This is a genomic window from Mesorhizobium sp. RCAM 06353, from assembly GCF_059683585.1.
Genome location: NZ_CM185031.1, coordinates 4,866,966 through 4,883,898 on the forward strand (window position 1 = coordinate 4,866,966; position 16,933 = coordinate 4,883,898).

Here is a 16,933-nt window from a genome sequence, read left to right on the forward strand (position 1 = left end):
TGAAGTCAAGGCGGAGTCAGGCGTTCTGACACAGATCGGATGGCCGCACTTTCGGGGCTGTTTTCGGCGCGACGCCGGCCGCATCCGATCAGTGTCCTGCCGCAGCCTTGATCAGCTTCTCTGCCAGATCCAGCGTCAGCGCGTCAAAATGCGAGATCACCGCCGAGGGTTCGAATTCGCGGACATGCCGGTCGGTGTAGCCGAAATCGACCGCCACCACCGGAATGCCGGCCGCCTTGGCGGTGTCGATGTCGGTTTGCGAATCGCCAACCATCAAAGCGCGGTGCCGATCGCCGCCGGCCAGCTTGATGGTTTCAGTGAGGTGGCGCGGGTCGGGCTTGCGGAACGCGAACGTGTCCTGGCCGGCGATCGCCGCGAAATGCTTGCTCAGGCCGAGCGCTTCGATCAGCGCCAGCGAGTTGGCCTCGTATTTGTTGGTGCAGATGGCCAGGAGATAGCCCGCCTTCTCGAAGCGCGCGATCGCCTCGATGACACCGGGGTAGGGGCGGGATTTGCCGGGAATGTTGTCGGTGTAGTGATCAAGGAACAGTTTTAGCAGCCGGTCATGCTCGGCGACATCGAGCGAGCGCTGCTGGGCAGCGTGCGCCCGCTCTATCATCACGCGGCCGCCGTGGCCGACGAAGCGCTTGAAGCCGGCCTCGTCGACGGCCTGGAGTTCGCTGGCAGCCAGGCTGTGGTTGAGGCTGTCGAGCAGGTCCGGCGCCGTGTCAATCAGCGTTCCGTCGAGGTCGAACACGATGATCGGGCGGGTCATGATCCATCCTGCGCAGGTTTGTGCATCGGCAGGCGATAGCGGCTGCGGCGCGTCAAGGCAAGCAGACCGTTGGACAGGCTGCCAAAGGCTTTGACCACGGTCAAAAGCTTTGACCCCGCCGGCAAAAATGCTACGAGCCCAGAACGTAAGGTTCCCCGGGGCAGCAAGCGGCATGGATGCAAGACAGTTGAAGGTCGAGGCCGCACGGGCCGCCCTTGCCCATGTCAGCGACGGCATGCGGCTCGGCATCGGCACCGGCACCACGGCGGAAGAGTTCGTACGGCTGCTGGCCGACAAGGTCGCCACCGGCATGACTGTCATCGGTGTGCCGACCTCGGAGCGCACCGCCGCGCTGTGCCGTGAGCTCGGCGTACCATTGTCGACGCTGGAGCAAACGCCCGAGCTCGATCTCACCGTCGACGGCGCCGATGAGGTCGATCCGGAACTGACCCTGATCAAGGGCGGTGGCGGCGCGCTGCTGCGCGAAAAGATCGTGGCCGCGGCCTCGCAGCGCATGATCGTCATTGCCGACAGGTCGAAGATGGTCGAGACGCTCGGCCGTTTTCCGCTGCCGATCGAAGTCAACCAGTTCGGCCTCCGCGCCACCGAGATCGCGATAGCCGCGGCGGCTGCAAATCTCGGCCTTTCCGGTCCGATTACATTGAGGATGACGGGAGGCCAGGCTTTTGTTACAGACGGCGGCCATTTTATCCTCGATGCATCTTTTGGCCGCATTCCGGATACAAGAGCGCTTTCGAATGCTCTCCATGCCATTCCGGGCGTGGTCGAGCATGGTCTTTTCATCGGGCTGGCGTCAGCGGCCATCATCGCCGGCGGCGACGGCATCCAAACCGTCCATGCCGCCCGAAAACCAGGGAGTTCTACCGATCATGATGTTGCATAACCGGGTTCGCGGCCTTTGCGTCGTTCTGGCGGCTTCGGCCGTTTTCGCCTTGTCGTCGCCGGCGTTTTCGCAGGACGTCACCGATTCGCACCTGAAGGCCGCGCGCGCTGCGGTCGCGGCGATCCATGCGACCGACCCGTTCGACAGCATCCTGCCGCAGGCGGCCGCCGCGCTCGAATCGCAGCTCATCCAGAAGAACCCGGACATGCAGGAGCTGATCGGCAAGACGATCAACGAGAAGGCGATGGCGATGGCCGCGCGCCGCGCCGATCTCGAGAAGGAAGCGGCCCTTGCCTATGCGAAGGTGTTTTCCGAAAAGGAACTCAACGACATCGCGGCCTTCTACAGCTCCGACTCCGGCAAGAAGCTGCTCGACAGCGGTCCGACCGTGACACGTGAATTGGTCAAGGCAGCCGACATCTGGCAAAACGGCGTCGGTCGAGATCTCGCCCAGCAGGTCGGCGAAACGCTGGCAGCGGCCGCCAAGGCTGCGGCACCGGCTCCGGCTGCGCCCGCGGATGGCGCCGCTCCAGCCGACAATGCAGCTCCGGCAGATGGCGCGGCTCCGGCCGATGGCGCCGCACCCGCCGACGGTTCGGCTCCCGCCGACGGCACGCAGAACTGATCCTGCGTTTTCAAATGCGGCCTTGCGGCCATCTGTGAAGCCCGGCTTGTCCGGGCTTTTCTTTGGCCATTGGCGGCCTACCTGTCACTCACATTTTCCGACGTTCAAGGAGCCGCGCATGGCCGGTTATGACTACGATCTCTTCGTCATCGGCGGCGGCTCCGGCGGGGTGAGGGCGGCGCGCGTTGCCGCGGCACTCGGCAAGCGCGTCGGCATCGCCGAGGAATACCGTTTTGGCGGCACCTGCGTCATCCGAGGCTGCGTGCCGAAGAAGCTCTATGTCTACGCCTCGCAATTTCCGGAGCATTTTGCCGACGCCGTCGGCTATGGCTGGACGGTGCCGGAAGCCAGTTTCGATTGGCGCACACTCGTCGCAAACAAGGATCGGGAAATCAGCCGGCTGGAGGCGATCTACAAGAAGAATGTCGAGGGCGCCGGCGGCGAGACCTTCCATTCGCGGGCGATGATCGTCGAGCCACATGTGGTGCATCTTCTGGGCGAGGACCGCACCGTTACCGCCGACCAGATCCTGATCGCCACCGGCGGCCGTCCGGCGGCGCATCCAGCGCTGCCCGGCCATGAACACTGCATCTTCTCCAATGAGGCTTTCGACCTCAAGGAGCTGCCTAAGGCGATCATGATCGAGGGCGGCGGCTATATCGCGGTCGAGTTCGCCAACATTTTCCACGGCCTCGGCGTCGACACCACGCTGGTCTATCGCGGCAAGGATATCCTCAGCCGCTTCGACATGGACCTGCGCCGCACGCTGCACGAGACCATGGAAAAGAAGGGGATCAAGATACTCTGCCATTCGGTGAGCGAGCGGGTGAGCAAGCGGCCGGACGGCCGGCTCGACGCCTTTCTCACCAGCGGCCAGACGCTGACGGTGGACCAGGTCATGCTGGCCATCGGGCGCATCCCCAACACCGAGAATATGGGCCTGGAAGGCATCGGCATCGAGATGACCGCGGTCGGCGCGATCAAGGTCGACGACTATTCCCGCACCAATATCGACAATGTCTGGGCGATCGGCGACGTCACTAACCGCGTGCAGCTGACGCCGGTGGCGATCCACGAAGCGATGTGTTTCGTCGAGACGGCATTCAAGGACAATCCGACCGCACCCGATCATGAGACGATCGCGACCGCGGTCTTCTCACAACCGGAAATCGGCACGGTGGGTCTCTCGGAAGACGATGCTGTGAAGCGTTTTGCCGATATCGAGGTCTACCGCGCCAGCTTCCGGCCGATGCGGCATACGCTGTCGGGTCGCGACGAGAAGATGCTGATCAAGCTGGTGGTCGATGGCGCGTCCCGCAAAGTGCTCGGCGCCCATATATTGGGGCCGGATGCCGGCGAGATGGCGCAGCTGCTTGGCATTCCGCTGAAGGCCGGACTGACCAAGGATGACTTCGACCGCACGATGGCCGTGCACCCGACCGCGGCGGAAGAACTCGTCACCATGTACAAGCCGACCTACCGCGTGAAGGACGGCCAGCGCATCTAACCTTTCGTCTGTTTCCAGCGCCTGCCGTAGAGGGAGCTCAATGTCCGCCTCCACCAACTCCACACCGCTTGATCATGGGTTTGGCGGGCGTGTCGATCAGGTCATCGACAGCGCCGTCGAGGAGGGGCGCATTGTCGGCGCCGTGATCCTCGTCGCGAGGCGAGGCGAAGTCCTTTACAGCCGCGCCGCCGGCCTTGCCGACCGCGAAGCGCAGAAACCGATGACGCCGGACGCGATCTTTCGGCTTGCGTCGGTCACCAAACCCGTCGTCGCGACCGCCGCGCTTGCCCTTGTCGAAGCTGGCGTGATCGGCCTCGATGATACAGTGGCGAAGTTCATCCCCGAGTTCCGGCCGAAGCTGGCGGATGGCAGCGAGCCTGTCATCACCATCCGAGAGCTGCTGACCCACACGGCCGGCCTGAGCTATGGCTTCCGCCAGGCGGCAGACGGACCCTATCATCGCGCCGGCGTCTCCGACGGCCTCGACCAGCCCGGCCTTTCCATGGCAGAGAATCTTCGCCGCATCGCCTCGGTGCCGCTGTCCTGCGTACCGGGAACGGGCTGGGGCTATTCGGTGGCGATGGATGTGCTGGGCGAGGCCCTGGCGAGAGCCACTGGCGCCTCGCTGCCCGAGCTGGTCGATCGCCTGGTCGTCCAGCCGCTCGGCATGCAAGACGCGGCCTTTACCGTGCGCGATCGATCCCGGCTGGTGACGCCTTACGCCGACGGGCCCGGCAAGGCTATCGCGATGGGTGAACATCATCGTGTGCCTTTCGGTGACGGTTTCATTTCATTCTCGCCCGGCCGTGTTTTCGATCCCGCTTCCTTCGCCTCGGGTGGTACCGGCATGAACGGCACCGCCGGCGATGTCCTCAAGCTGCTTGAAGCGCTGCGTTCGGGCGGCGGGCCAGTCATCCGCCCCGAAACGGCCGCGGCGATGGTCGCGGACGCGATACCGGGCCTGGACACCGGCCTGCCCGGCTGGGGCTGGGGTCTCGGATTTGGCGTCCTGCGCGACCCGCTCGCCGCATCGACGCCTCAAACCGCCGGCACCTGGCGCTGGGGCGGCGTCTACGGTCATTCCTGGTTCGTGGATCCGGCGCTGGACCTGACGGTGGTGGCGCTGACCAACACAGCCATAGCCGGGATGACTGGCACCTTCCCCGATGCACTCCGCGACGCGATCTATGGCAGGCAGGCCTGAGACGGGCAGGGCGGAACCGCCGTCGACCATCGCCGACGGCGGGGACAGATGCTGCTAGAGCAGGGTGCCGCGCAAAATGACCAGCGCCACCGAGAAATAGATCACCAGCCCGGTGACATCGACCAGTGTGGCGACAAACGGCGCCGAAGCGCTGGCCGGGTCGAAGCCGATCCGTTTCAAGGCAAACGGCAACATCGAGCCCGACAAAGAGCCGAAGGTGACGATGCCGACCAGTGCGGCGCCCACCGTCGTGGCGATCAGCGGCCAATGCGGCCCATAGTCGTAGAAGCCCATATATTGCCAGAGCGCGATACGGCAGATGCCGACCACGCCGAGCATGGCGCCCAGCACGAGGCCGGTCGGCAGTTCGCGCAGCGCCACCCGCCACCAGTCACGCAGGCCGATCTCGCGCAGCGCCAGCGCCCGGATGACAAGCGAGGTCGCCTGCGAGCCGGAATTGCCACCGGAGCTCATGATCAACGGGATGAACAGCGTCAGCACGATCGCCTTCTCCAGCTCACCCTCGTAGCTCTGCATGGCGTTGGCGGTCAGCATTTCGCTGATGAACAGCGCGCACAGCCAGCCGCCTCGTTTCTTGATCATGGAGAGGAAGCTCATCTTCATGTAGGGCTCGTCGAGCGCCTCCATGCCGCCGAAGCGGTGCACGTCCTCGGTCGTCTCCTCGATCATCGTATCGATGATGTCGTCGATGGTGACGATGCCGAGGATCTTGCCGTGGTCGACGACCGGGACGGCGAGCAGATCGTATTTGGAGATCGTCTGCGCCAGGGTTTCACGATCGGTCAGCGGCGTGACGGTCACCGGCACGCGGTCCGGCGCTACCGACAGGATCGGGTCGTCCGCCTCACCAGTGATGAGCCGACGCAGGCCGGTCGAGCGCACCAGGAGGTGCGTTTCGGGATCGACGATGTAGATCGCGTAGACGGTTTCGCGCGTCCGCTCGACCTTGCGGATATAATCGAGTGTGCGCCCAACGGTCCAGTCCGAGGGAACGCTGACGAACTCGGTCGTCATGATCGATGCGGCGCTGCCCTCGGGATAGCCCAGGATGGAAAGCAGGGTCGCGCGCAGCGGCGGCGCCAGTGCACCGAGCAGTTCGGAACGTGCCGGCTCCTCGAGTTCGCGCAGGATGTCGGCCGCACGGTCGACTGACATTGCGGTGAGCAGCTTGCTTGCCTTGGGGCGGGGCAGGGCGTCTACGAGTTCGGGCGCGGCATCGAGTTCAGGCTGATCGAAAATCTCGACCAGCCGCTCGAAGGGTACGGCGCAAAGCAGATCCGTCGCGGTTTCGCGCGATTCATGGTTGAGCGCCTCGACCACGTCGGCGGCGTGGTCGTTTGCAAGGATGCGGGCGATGGCGACGGCCTCGTCGTCCGCTACAGTGGGAAAATCGTTCATGGCTCACTCCTTGCCGTCCGGCAGGACATGAACCATTCAGGTCACGTCTAGGCGGACGGCGGTTGCGTTCGACTAATACTGTCGCCAGGCATGGCGCGGTGACCTTTCCGCTTGCGGGTTCGCGTTTGACTATCAGCAAGCCGGCGCAACATAGGAGCGCGCCTTGCCGAGTCAATCGTTGTGAGGAAGGAAATCGGCGCCTGATAGCTCCGATCGCGACACTGTGATCGCCGACTGCCGTAATACCTGGCAAGTCGCGGTGAAATAACCGCTATTTCTGCTTCAGCCGACGCGAGAAACGCAGCCATTTGTCCTCGACCGGTCGTGGCTGCGCCAGGATCGTGGTGAGTTCGACAGGCAGCGTCGGAACCAGCGGCTTCTTGGTGGCGACGCTGTCGGCGATCAAGACGATCGAGTGGTAGAACTCGGTACCAGCAGCCGATCGCGGCGCCACCGCTTCGTGCATGACGCTGATTACCGTGACATCGGGGCAGTTGTCCTTGATCGCCTGATGGAAGGCAATCTTGCCCTCCGGGTCGAGCGCACCGGTCGCTTCGTCGAGGAACAGCAGCCCCGGCTGCTGCAGGATGATGCGGGCCACCACAAGCTTCTGTTTCTGGCCACCCGACAGGACCTGATCCCAGCTTTTGCCCTCGCGGCTTTCATTGGCCATTTGTTCAATGAAGTCGCCCAGACCAGCCTTGTGCAGCGCTGACGCGACCTGGGCATCGCCATGGTCCTGTTCGGAGCCCGGCAGGCAGACCAGCTGTTTCAGCGACACCTGCGGGAGCTTGACCTCCTGGGCGGCATAAAAACTCTTCACCCCGTCAGGGAAGACGATGGTGCCGTGGCCGTAGGGCCAGAGGCCGTTTATCGCCTTGATCAGCGAAGTCTTGCCGCAACCGGATTCGCCCTTCAGGAAGGTCCACTCGCCGCGCCGGAAGCGCAGGTTCGCGGCACTGAGGAAGGGCGTCGCATCCTCGCCCTGATGCGCCAGTTCGAGCTTCTGGATGGTCAGGCCGAAGACTGGGTTCTGGCTGGCATAGTGGAAGTCGGAACGGCCGGTCTTGCTGTAGAACTCCTGCGGATGCTGAACATCCTCGATCGCATTCGCCAGTTCGGTGACACGCTGGCTGTTGGCGCGTAGCGTCGCAATGGCCGGCATGACGTGGATGAACCACGAGCACTGGCTGATCAGCTGGGCGACCATTTCAGAGCCGGTTATATAGCCTTTGTAGTCCAGGCGATTGTGGATGAACGACACGAGACCGGGGCCATAGGCGACGATCCGGGCGCCGACGAAGTTGTAGATCAGCTCGAACGACGTGTAGCTGTTGTTGACGACATTGAGCCTGCCCCAGGTTTTATCGATATCGACGTAGAGCCTGTCGTGCATCGACTTCTGCACGCCCTCGCCATGCGAGGCGGCGACATGGAAGCTGCGGCGCAGGAATGTCGTCAGTTCACTGCGGTAGCTGCCCTCGGCCTGCTGCATGCGGATGTTGAGCCGCTCGAGCAGGCGGCCAAGCCTGACCGCAATCCACGTGTTCAGCGGCACGTAAATGGCGACGGCGAGGAAGGCCAGCACTGCACTGCCATAACTGCCGAGGAACTCCAGCCCTTTAACCTCGACCGAGGATCCGATCAGATTTTCGCCGATAAAATAGAGCGAGGTCGCGACACCCAGAACGCCCATGGCGAGACCGATCGCCCCGCCGGTCATGTCCTTGATCGATTCCTGGATGCGCTGGTCGATGTTGTCGGGCGCCACGATACCGCCGGCCGCCGAACCATGCTGGGCATGGAAATGGGTATGATTGCCGTCGAGCAGAGCCTGGTTGAACTGGCTGTTCAGCCAGCCGCGCCATTTTCGGTGCAAGGTTGCGGAGACAAGACCGCGCACGCCGGTGAAGCCGGCATCCTTGAGCACGACCAACACCACCAATATGCCGGCATTGGTCAGAATTGCCTGCAGCGGGTTGGTGTTGGCGGCATCGTGGAAGAAGGCGATCGAATTGCCCAACTCGCCCAATGCCACGGCGAACCAGACGCCGGCCTTGCTGGAAAGCGCCGTCAGCAGCGCGATGACGACGGTGAGCGTCCAGGCTTCCTTCCAGTGGTCAGACAACCAGTAGGCTTTCATCAGCCCCCAGAAACTGCGCATCGAGGATACCGGCGTCAATTGCGGCGGCCCTGCGGCGCCGCTGTGTAGTCTATCCGGTACTGACTCCTGCGATCGTTTGCCGATCCGAATCACGATCCCGCCCAAACCTTTTTTTGTTTTGTTACGGATGGTAACACCAATTGATCATTTTCCATTAATTTTTCTAGGGGGTCGGCGGGACTGAAGTGCCGGCCGTGGCGGCAAGGCAACAGAACAGCCTTTCCGGACGTCGCATGGAAGCCGGCGAAACCGCGATTTAACGCAACGATGTCAGATGCTTACCAAGTAATTTTCAAGACGCTTCCACCTTCCCCTAGGGAAGGCTCTCACACGATTTTGTGACTCATTTTGGCGTGCCGGGTGGGCCGAACTTTCATTGCGGGCTAACCAAAATTCCCGAAAACAGACCGTCCTTGATGTCTGCTTCCTTGCCGTCATCGTCCTTGCCAGAGGCTGAGAAATGACCTGAAACGGTCTTTGCGGCAGGGTCGTACGTCTCGATCACCACTTCACCGCTCTTGAACCTGACATGCCCAACCGTGGCGCCGGAATCGAGGATATTGAAGTTGGCGCCATTGGCGGGAAAGCCGCCGCCGAACGGATAGGTGCCGACATAGTCGCCTGGCGTTTTCAGCACCAGCATCGAATTGAATGTCATCGTCGGCGAACCCTGTTGGGTCCCCGACAGGTTCAGCACCGGTTTGCCTGCCATCTCCAGCGTCGTGCCCTGGGCGAAGGATGCCGTCCACGGCTTGCCGCAGAAACTGGCGGTCATGGCCGCGTCCCCGGCGTCTGCGGCCGATATGAACTGCGGGCCGGCCAGGGCTGTGAGGCAAAGCAACAGGCATGAAACACCACGAAGTTGCATGAGCAAGAGCGTCCCCGGTCGATCAACCATGCCGAGGACAATAGCGCAGACCTTGCCTGCCGGCGATTCACCAGATCGTCGTGCGAAGAGTGCCGTTTAACAAAATACGTACACGAGGTTGAACCTAGCCCGGGGCTGTCGGCACCAATGCATATCAGGTTCTCCAACAAGGAAGCTTACCAATGCTTGCACGCGCAGCCGCACCCGCAATCCTGTTGCTTTTCGCTTGGCTGCCTCTGGCGCATGCCGGCGATCAATCCATTCCGGCAAGTTCGGAAGGCAAGTCGAGTTCAATGCTCCCTCTGGTAACATTGGCTGTATCTACACGCCGAAAGGCGGCACTAGCACCTATTCACCACAGGACGGCGGTCCGGAACTGAGCTGCTCCCGGGTTGAGCCAAGCTACGTGACCGTAATCCTCGGCCCAAAAGGGCCGGCCACCCTAATCAAGAACCCCGGCGAACAGAGCTGTTGCAGCGACGTAGACAAGCTTGACTATGGGAACAGCTGGAGCCAGGGGCCGTTCACTTGCCAGTCGTCGACCAAGGGGTTGACCTGCAGAGGCAGCAATGGTCACGGGTTCTTCGTCAGCAAAGCCAAGGTGACGGTGCAATAGGCTCTGCAACGCGCGGAAGCGGCTGGCCTCAGCCGACCTTGTCCAACTCGCCCCGTGCCTTGGCCGCCGCCACCTGGCGGATAGCATCAGCCAGCGTGTCGGCGTCTTGAGCGCCCATGACCGCATATTTGCCTTCCAGCAGGAAGCACGGCACGCCCGATATGCCCATGCGCGCCGCCGTGGCGATCTCGGTGCGCACCGCTTCGACATCGGCGTCGGTCGGCAGGAGTGTGGCGACCACGGACGCATCCATGCCGGCCTCGCGGGCGGCTGCGACCAACACGGCATGGTCGCCGATGTTGACGCCCTCCTCGAAATTCAACTGGAACAGGCGACGGACCAGCCTGTTCTGCACGGCTTCGCCGGCGGCACCAGCCCAGCGGATCAGCCGATGCGCATCCAGCGTGTTCGGCGCGACCTTGATGGCATCGAAGGCAAAGGAAATGCCCTCGGCCTCGCCAAGCGGTTCGATACTGGCATGGATCTCGCGGATGCGCTCCTCGCTGCCGAACTTGGCCAGCATGTACTCGCGGCGGTCCTTGCCTTGCGGCGGAATGGTCGGATCGAGCTGGAACGGACGCCAGCGTATATGCACATCGACATCGCCGACTGCGGCGACCGCCTTGTCCAGCCGCTTCTGGCCAATGAAACACCAGGGACAGACGACGTCCGACACCACATCGACGGTTATGGCGTTCGCTTCGCTCATCTCGATCTCCGGATTGTCAGTTCGGTTTGCGCCACCATGTCGGCAGCTGATAGCCGAATATGGGGGTCTTCTTCGGATGTTCCAGATAATTCCAGTAAGCAAGCCACTGCTGCGTGTTGTACTGCATCGGCACCATGTAGTAGCCCGAGATCAGCAGCCGGTCGAGAACGCGAACGGCGGCGACATAATCCTCCTTCGATCGGGCGCGCAGCATCGCTTCGATCGCCGCATCGACCGCCGGATCGGCAACGCCGGCGAGGTTGAACGAGCCTTCGGCCTTGGCCGCCTCGGAGCTCCAGCGTCCGAGCTGCTCGAAGCCTGGCGACAGCGAATTGTTGAAGCCGCTGGATCCGATCAGAGCCTCGAAATCGAAGCGCTGCTTGCGTGACTGGATCTGGTCGCCGTCGAGGCTGCGGATGCTGACGTTGATGCCGATCTTCCCCAGAGTGCGCTGATAGATGCCGGCCAGGCGTTCCTCGTCCTGTGAAGCGGTCAGGATCTCGAATCCGAAACGTTTGCCGTCGGGATCGAGCATCGTACCGTCCTGGACATGGTAACCGATGCTTTTCAGGAGATCGAAAGCGGTCTTCAACACCTTGCGGTCCTGGCCCGAACCGTCGGTCACCGGCGGTTTCCAGGTGCCGTCCATGACGTCAGGCGGCACACGGCCGGGGTAGGGGGCGAGCAACGCCTTTTCCCTGTCGTCGGCCGGATGGCCGAGCGCGGAAAGCTCGGAGTTCTGCCAATAACTCATCGTGCGCGTGTACTTGCCGCCGAACAGGTTCTTGTTGGCCCATTCGAAATCGTAGAGCATGCCGAGCGCGCGCCGAACCACCGGATTGGCGAACTTCGGCAGCCTCGTGTTGAACAGGAAACCGGTCACGACGGGCGGAATGCCGGTGTCGAAGGTTTCGGCGACCACGTCACCCCTGTGGAAGGCCGGGAAATCCAGATCGCGCTCACGCTTGACCGGATCGCTGTCGTCGTCGAGGGCGCAGAGGCCTTTCTTGAAGGCCTCGAGCTTGGCGTTGGCGTTGAGGAAATATTCGATGGTGATCTGGTCGTAATTGTCGAAGCCGCGCTTGGCCGGGACATCCTTGCCCCAATAATCGGCGTTGCGCTTGAACACGATGCGCTGGCCGGGCGCCACCTGGGCAATGGTGTAAGGTCCACTGCCAATCAGCGGCTTCAGCGTTGTCTTGTCGAAAGTCTCCTTGTTGAAGGCATGTTTCGGCAGGATCGGCGTCAGCGCAATGATCAGGGGCGTTTCACGATTGGCCTTGTCATTGAAGGTGAAGCGCACGCTGTGATCACCGGTTTTTTCAAGCTTGGCGATCAGGCTCATGCGTGCGTTGTAGGGCGGGCGGCCCTTGTCGGTAAAGACATCGTAGGTGAACAGCACATCCTCCGGCGTCACCGGCTCGCCGTCTGACCATTTTGCCTTGGGGTTGAGATGGAATTCGATCGACTTGCGCTCGGGATCCATGTCCGCGCTGTCGGCGAGCAAGCCGTAGAGACTGAAGGCCTCGTCGTAATTACGCTGCATCAACGGCTCGAAAACGAGGTTGCCGTAGTTCAGATCCATCATGCCGCGCGCCGTCGTGCGCAGGCTTTTCAGGATGAACGGGTTGAGGTTGTCGAAGCTACCGACGACGCAATAGGTAATGTTGCCGCCCTTCGGCGCGTCAGGATTGACGTAGTCGAAGTGGGTATAGTCGGGCGGCAGTGCCGGCTCGCCCTGCATGGCAATGGCATGCTTCGGTTCCGACATGGCCGGCCGCGGCGAAAGGGTGAAAAGCAATGTCGCGGTGATCAGCCAAACAAGAACGCGGCCCATGACCGTCTCCTTAACAGGTCGGCTTGATGATTCGATGCGCACCCTAGCATGAGGCAGCTGCGTGCCGACTAATGGTGGCATCAAGAATTACAGGAAGCGGGCTGGATTCGGCACCGCTTGCAGTGTAACACGCCGACCGAAGTCATCCTGTTGCCTCATTTCGGCAACAGGTAGCTGGACCACACGGCGCAGAGAAGCCGGTTCCGGGATCATTTGAGAGGAAGTGCACGACATGACGAGCCTGAACAGCAATGCGTACCGCCTTTCGGTCATGGCCGCGGGCGTGGTCGGCTTTCTGGGCGCAGGACTTCCCTCTGCTTCCGCACAGCAGCAGCCGCAGATCCCACAGGGCTGGTTCAAGGCCTGCACCAAGCAGGAAGACGTCGACATCTGCAACGTCCAGAACATCGTCACTGCCGGCAACGGCCAGCTCGTCACCGGCGTGAGCCTGATCGAACTCAAGGGCAAGGTGAACCGCAAGGTGTTCCAGGTGACGGTCCCGACCGGCCGCCTCGTGCCTCCCGGCATCGGCCTGCAGATCGATACCGGCAAGGCCGTGAAGCTCGATTATGTGATCTGCTTCCCCGATCGTTGCGTGGCTGAAGTGCCGCTGACCGACCAGCTCGTCGCCTCGTTCAAGAAAGGTCAGGGGATCACGCTGACCTCGATCAATTTCCAGAACCAGGCCAACCCGATCAAGATCGCCCTGCAGGGCTTCAGCGGCGCCTATGACGGCCCACCGCTGCAGCAGTCGGACATCGAGGACCGGCAGAAGAAGCTCCAGGACTTCGTCGCCAAGAACAACCAGGACTTCGCCAAGAAGCTCAAGGATGAGCAGGACAAGGCCAAGACCGCCAACTGATCACCGGCTCGGGCATTCTCGAGTCAAAGAAAAAGCGGGGCCATGCCCCGCTTTTTTTCGTTCCTGGCCATGGCCTGGATATCTTGACGGATGGCCGGAATGCCGGGACGTCAGTGCCTGGACTGCCGTTTCGGCTCGTAGCGTCCGTCCGGCTTCTTGTCGAACATCTCCTTGATCTGCGGATGGCGGACCGGCTCGCCCGACTGATCCTCGAGCAGGTTCTGCTCCGACACATAGGCGATGTATTCGGTTTCCGAATTCTCGGCGAGCAGATGGTAGAATGGCTGATCCTTGCGCGGCCGCACGTCGGCGGGGATGGCTTCGTACCATTCGTCGGTGTTGGCGAATTGCGGATCGACGTCGAAAATGATGCCCCGAAATGGAAACAGCCGGTGTCGAACCACCTGTCCGATCGCGAATTTGGCTGTTTTCATCGTACTCACCACTGAATTCCTTGACTTTATTTGGCGCAGACTCCGAGTCAATTCAATCCCGAAGCGTTTGAGCGTCCTCAAGCTACGCAGAATACGGCGCAAAGGTTTTTGATTGACATGGCGATGTCGCGATAAAGTCCGCAAGATCGCTACTGCTGCCGCATCGGTTTTCGCAGGCCGCCGGCAAGTGCTGCAAAACCACTGCCGGGACGAAGCCCTTCGCGCATGAAGAAGGCGCGCAGCGGTGCAAAACCACCGAGCACGCTAAGACCAGCGCCGCGCGCCATCTGCGCCGGCAGCATATCGGAGAGCAGCGACATGTTGAGCAGATTGACAGCGCTGCTGCGGGCCAGAATATCGGGGCGGCGCTTGAAATCGTAGGTGGCAAGGGCCTTGGCCGCGCCAGGGTCACCACGATTTTCAGCAGCAATTCCAACCAGATCGTCAATATCCCTGATGCCAAGGTTGAGGCCTTGCGCGCCGATCGGCGGGAATACATGTGCGGCTTCGCCGACAAGCGCCACCCGCCGCTGTGCAAAGCGCAAGGGCGTCACCGTCGAAAGCGGATAGATCTGGCGGCCCGGCTCTACCGTCACCCGGCCCAGCATGGACTGCATCTGCTGCTCGACCCGCAGCGAGAGGGCTGCATCATCCAGTGCGGCAAGCTCCTTGGCGGTCTCGGGCTTGACCACCCAGACGAGGCTTGAGCGATTGCCTGATAACGGAACCTGTGTGAAGGGACCGGTCTCGGTGTGGAATTCGGTCGAGGTGAAGGCATGCTCGCTTCTATGGCCGAAATTGAGCACGAGCGCCGCCTGAGGATAGGAGCGCGCGGCGGTCGAAATGCCCGCCGCCTCGCGTGCAGGCGACAGGCGCCCATCGGCAGCGACCGCCAGCGGCGCCCCAACCTCGCCACCGTCGGCGAGGGTGGCATAAGCCTTGTCGGCATCGAGACGCCAGGTCTTGACCATCGACCTCAGCCATTCGATCCCGGAATGCGCGGCCACCTTGCCGGCAAGCGCCGGGCCAAAGACGCTGTTGGGCAGGTTCAGCCCGAACTGGTCCTCGTCGATCTCGCTGGCGCGGAAGGTGACGACGGGGCTGCGGATCAGCCGGCTGGTCGCATCGACGATGCGCATGATTTTCAAGGGGGCGGCCTTGGGCTTGATGTCTTCGAGGACCTCAAGCCGCTCAAGCACTTTCAGGGCAGGGTTCATCAGCGCCGTGGTGCGGCCATCAGGTGCCGACGCCTCAGGCCCGACAAGCGTCACCGGGAAGCCGGCATCGGCGAAAGCGAGCGCCGCGATCAGCCCTGCGGGCCCGGTGCCGGCAATCAGTATCGGCGCTGTTTCCTGATGCTCCAAGGATCGGCTTTCGGCTTGCGATGCGAGGCGGCCACCAGACCTGCCAGTCAAGCAGCATATAGGTCAGATCATGCCGCTTGATCAACGCGGCGATTCGGCCCATTCGGGGGCATGACCGGCCATCAGGACGATTTCAGCCATCTCGACCGCGCCGGCCGCGCCACGGCTGATATTGCGCGCAACCCGCGCTTGACGGTCAATGTCGTTGTGGGCGCCGGCATCGCGCTCGCCTGGTTGTCGCTCGCCGCGATGGCGATTCGAGGTGCCGAAGCCCGGGGCAGCGCGCCCGGCGACACGCTCCTGCGCGGTCTGCCACAGATGCCGCTGCCCGATTTCCTGGAGCGGTTCTTCGCGCTCTGCCTGTCGCCGGCGCCGGTGGACGCAGGCATCGGAGTGCGCGCTCTGGCGCTTGTCCTGATGTGGTTCCTGATGGCGATCGCCGCGATGCTGCCGTCCGCGGCACCAATGATCCGTACCTATTGCGAGATCGCCGATACGGCCCGGATAAAAGGAGAGCCGGTCGTCCATCCGCTGGTGCTGGTTGCCGGCTATCTCGGCGTCTGGCTCGCCGCCTCGATGCTGTTTTCAGCGCTGACGTTGGGCATGCACACTTTCGCCGCGTCCGGCGAAATCTACGATCCGGTGCTTGGCATTGCCGGCGCTCTCGCGCTGCTGGTTGCCGGCCTCTACCAGTTCAGCGGCCTCAAGGAGGCCTGCCTGAAGAAATGCCGCAACCCGTTCTCGATCCTGTTTTCGAACTGGAGCGCCAAAGCCGTCCGCGTCTTCCGGCTTGGCGTCGCACAAGGCATTTGGTGCCTCGGCTGCTGCTGGGCGCTGATGCTGGTGATGTTTGCCGTCGGCGTGATGAACATCTTCTGGATGGCGCTGATCGGCCTGTTCACCCTGATTGAAAAACAGACGACGGGCAGCCTTCCAACCCGGCTGGCCGGTGCGATACTGCTTGTCTGGGCAGCCGCGCTGCTAGTAGTCTCGTTGTGAGTGGGGGAAATTCAATGACAGATCAGGGCTGGGCAATGAAAGGAGAGCTTGTACTCTCCTGCAATTGCACGGTTTTTTGCCCTTGCGTGCTGTCGCTCGGCAGCCACCCACCGACCGAGGGCTATTGCCAGACCTGGGCGGGTTTCCGTATCGACGCCGGTCATTTCGGCGAGGTCGACCTCTCCGGCCTCAACCTTGGCCTGATCATGGAAATCCCCGGTTATATGAGCCGCGGCAACTGGACCGCCGGCCTCTTCATCGACAAACGCGCCTCGGTATACGCGGTCAAGGCATTGACGAAGATCTTCACCGGCAAGGCAGGCGGGACCACGTCGCTGCTGTCGATCCTGGTCGGAAAATTCCTGGGTGTCGAACAGGTGCCGATCACCTATGAGACGCGCGACAAGACGCGTATCTTCCAGATACCGAAGATCATCGACGGGGCGGTTACGCCAATCGCGGGCAAGGATCGCGAGAAGGATACAGTGATCACGAATTCGGAATACTGGATCGCACCGGAGATCATCGTGGCGAGGTCCGACAAGAGCAAGATGCGGGCCTTTGGCCGCAACTGGAATTTTGCTGGCCGCTCGGCCGAAATCTGCAAGCTGGATTGGCGGGGCCCGTGAGCAAGAACACATCCGCC

15 protein-coding genes are annotated in these 16,933 nt (G+C 62.2%); 7 read left to right on the forward strand and 8 right to left on the reverse strand.

Translation table 11 applies throughout. The annotated features are described in order from the left end of the window. Nucleotides 1–88: 88 nt before the first annotated feature. Entirely contained in the window at nt 89–775 is a 687-nt protein-coding gene (locus AC56QX_RS23430; protein ID WP_497110892.1) for a phosphoglycolate phosphatase, read from the reverse strand. A 172-nt stretch (nt 776–947) separates the two neighbouring features. Here AC56QX_RS23430 and rpiA point away from each other — a divergent pair, with 172 nt between their 5' ends. From rpiA to AC56QX_RS23450, 4 genes are all read left to right on the forward strand, one after another. Further along, the gene (gene rpiA / locus AC56QX_RS23435; protein ID WP_497110893.1) at nt 948–1,679 is read left to right on the forward strand and encodes a ribose-5-phosphate isomerase RpiA; all 732 of its coding nucleotides are present in this window, start codon (nt 948–950) and stop codon (nt 1,677–1,679) included. Beyond that, nucleotides 1,666–2,304 carry a DUF2059 domain-containing protein gene (locus tag AC56QX_RS23440; protein ID WP_497110894.1) on the forward strand — a complete coding sequence of 213 codons (639 nt, stop codon included), beginning with the start codon at nt 1,666–1,668 and terminating at the stop codon, nt 2,302–2,304. Before rpiA ends, AC56QX_RS23440 begins: the two co-directional genes overlap by 14 nt. A gap of 118 nt (nt 2,305–2,422) precedes the next feature. Beyond that, nucleotides 2,423–3,811: a glutathione-disulfide reductase gene (gor, locus tag AC56QX_RS23445; RefSeq protein WP_497110895.1), complete on the forward strand. Its 1,389-nt coding sequence runs from the start codon at nt 2,423–2,425 to the stop codon at nt 3,809–3,811. 40 nt (nt 3,812–3,851) lie between these two features. Continuing rightward, nucleotides 3,852–5,015, forward strand: a complete 1,164-nt coding sequence (locus tag AC56QX_RS23450; RefSeq protein WP_497110896.1) for a serine hydrolase domain-containing protein — start codon at nt 3,852–3,854, stop codon at nt 5,013–5,015. A gap of 54 nt (nt 5,016–5,069) precedes the next feature. Here AC56QX_RS23450 and mgtE read toward each other — a convergent pair whose 3' ends face one another. The 5 genes from mgtE to AC56QX_RS23475 form a co-directional block, all read right to left on the reverse strand. Next, nucleotides 5,070–6,434, reverse strand: a complete 1,365-nt coding sequence (gene mgtE / locus AC56QX_RS23455; RefSeq protein ID WP_497110897.1) for a magnesium transporter — start codon at nt 6,432–6,434, stop codon at nt 5,070–5,072. Nucleotides 6,435–6,705: 271 nt separating this feature from the next. Beyond that, the gene (locus AC56QX_RS23460; RefSeq protein ID WP_497110899.1) at nt 6,706–8,598 is read right to left on the reverse strand and encodes an ABC transporter ATP-binding protein/permease; all 1,893 of its coding nucleotides are present in this window, start codon (nt 8,596–8,598) and stop codon (nt 6,706–6,708) included. Nucleotides 8,599–8,971: 373 nt separating this feature from the next. Then, a complete protein-coding gene (locus AC56QX_RS23465) occupies nt 8,972–9,373 on the reverse strand; it encodes a DUF6252 domain-containing protein (RefSeq protein WP_497110901.1) in 402 nt (133 codons plus the stop codon). A gap of 737 nt (nt 9,374–10,110) precedes the next feature. After that, nucleotides 10,111–10,791 carry a DsbA family oxidoreductase gene (locus tag AC56QX_RS23470; RefSeq protein WP_497110903.1) on the reverse strand — a complete coding sequence of 227 codons (681 nt, stop codon included), beginning with the start codon at nt 10,789–10,791 and terminating at the stop codon, nt 10,111–10,113. 16 nt (nt 10,792–10,807) lie between these two features. Next, complete coding sequence (locus AC56QX_RS23475) at nt 10,808–12,628, reverse strand: extracellular solute-binding protein (protein ID WP_497110905.1); 1,821 nt, start codon at nt 12,626–12,628, stop codon at nt 10,808–10,810. A 232-nt stretch (nt 12,629–12,860) separates the two neighbouring features. On the opposite strand from AC56QX_RS23475, the gene AC56QX_RS23480 reads away from it, so the two are divergent. Next, nucleotides 12,861–13,490, forward strand: a complete 630-nt coding sequence (locus AC56QX_RS23480; RefSeq protein WP_497110907.1) for an invasion associated locus B family protein — start codon at nt 12,861–12,863, stop codon at nt 13,488–13,490. Between the two features lie 110 nt (nt 13,491–13,600). Here the strand turns inward: AC56QX_RS23480 and hspQ are convergent, their stop codons facing one another. After that, the gene (hspQ, locus tag AC56QX_RS23485; protein ID WP_027027770.1) at nt 13,601–13,924 is read right to left on the reverse strand and encodes a heat shock protein HspQ; all 324 of its coding nucleotides are present in this window, start codon (nt 13,922–13,924) and stop codon (nt 13,601–13,603) included. A 149-nt stretch (nt 13,925–14,073) separates the two neighbouring features. Next, on the reverse strand, nt 14,074–15,288 hold the full coding sequence (locus AC56QX_RS23490; protein WP_497110910.1) for a UbiH/UbiF family hydroxylase: 1,215 nt from the start codon (nt 15,286–15,288) through the stop codon (nt 14,074–14,076). A 111-nt stretch (nt 15,289–15,399) separates the two neighbouring features. Between AC56QX_RS23490 and AC56QX_RS23495 the strand changes: the two genes are divergently transcribed. Next, a complete protein-coding gene (locus AC56QX_RS23495) occupies nt 15,400–16,287 on the forward strand; it encodes a DUF2182 domain-containing protein (protein ID WP_497110912.1) in 888 nt (295 codons plus the stop codon). A gap of 14 nt (nt 16,288–16,301) precedes the next feature. Beyond that, nucleotides 16,302–16,916 (forward strand): DUF1326 domain-containing protein, encoded by a 615-nt coding sequence (locus AC56QX_RS23500; RefSeq protein ID WP_027045083.1) that lies wholly within the window; start codon nt 16,302–16,304, stop codon nt 16,914–16,916. The last annotated feature ends 17 nt before the right edge of the window (nt 16,917–16,933 follow it).

Coding starts and splice junctions, on each gene's coding strand:
- AC56QX_RS23430 (WP_497110892.1), bottom strand. CDS start 775: ATGACCCGCCCGATCATCGTGTTCGACCTCGACGGAACGCTGATTGAC.
- rpiA (WP_497110893.1), top strand. CDS start 948: ATGGATGCAAGACAGTTGAAGGTCGAGGCCGCACGGGCCGCCCTTGCC.
- AC56QX_RS23440 (WP_497110894.1), top strand. CDS start 1,666: ATGATGTTGCATAACCGGGTTCGCGGCCTTTGCGTCGTTCTGGCGGCT.
- gor (WP_497110895.1), top strand. CDS start 2,423: ATGGCCGGTTATGACTACGATCTCTTCGTCATCGGCGGCGGCTCCGGC.
- AC56QX_RS23450 (WP_497110896.1), top strand. CDS start 3,852: ATGTCCGCCTCCACCAACTCCACACCGCTTGATCATGGGTTTGGCGGG.
- mgtE (WP_497110897.1), bottom strand. CDS start 6,434: ATGAACGATTTTCCCACTGTAGCGGACGACGAGGCCGTCGCCATCGCC.
- AC56QX_RS23460 (WP_497110899.1), bottom strand. CDS start 8,598: ATGCGCAGTTTCTGGGGGCTGATGAAAGCCTACTGGTTGTCTGACCAC.
- AC56QX_RS23465 (WP_497110901.1), bottom strand. CDS start 9,373: ATGACCGCCAGTTTCTGCGGCAAGCCGTGGACGGCATCCTTCGCCCAG.
- AC56QX_RS23470 (WP_497110903.1), bottom strand. CDS start 10,791: ATGAGCGAAGCGAACGCCATAACCGTCGATGTGGTGTCGGACGTCGTC.
- AC56QX_RS23475 (WP_497110905.1), bottom strand. CDS start 12,628: ATGGGCCGCGTTCTTGTTTGGCTGATCACCGCGACATTGCTTTTCACC.
- AC56QX_RS23480 (WP_497110907.1), top strand. CDS start 12,861: ATGACGAGCCTGAACAGCAATGCGTACCGCCTTTCGGTCATGGCCGCG.
- hspQ (WP_027027770.1), bottom strand. CDS start 13,924: ATGAAAACAGCCAAATTCGCGATCGGACAGGTGGTTCGACACCGGCTG.
- AC56QX_RS23495 (WP_497110912.1), top strand. CDS start 15,400: ATGACCGGCCATCAGGACGATTTCAGCCATCTCGACCGCGCCGGCCGC.
- AC56QX_RS23500 (WP_027045083.1), top strand. CDS start 16,302: ATGACAGATCAGGGCTGGGCAATGAAAGGAGAGCTTGTACTCTCCTGC.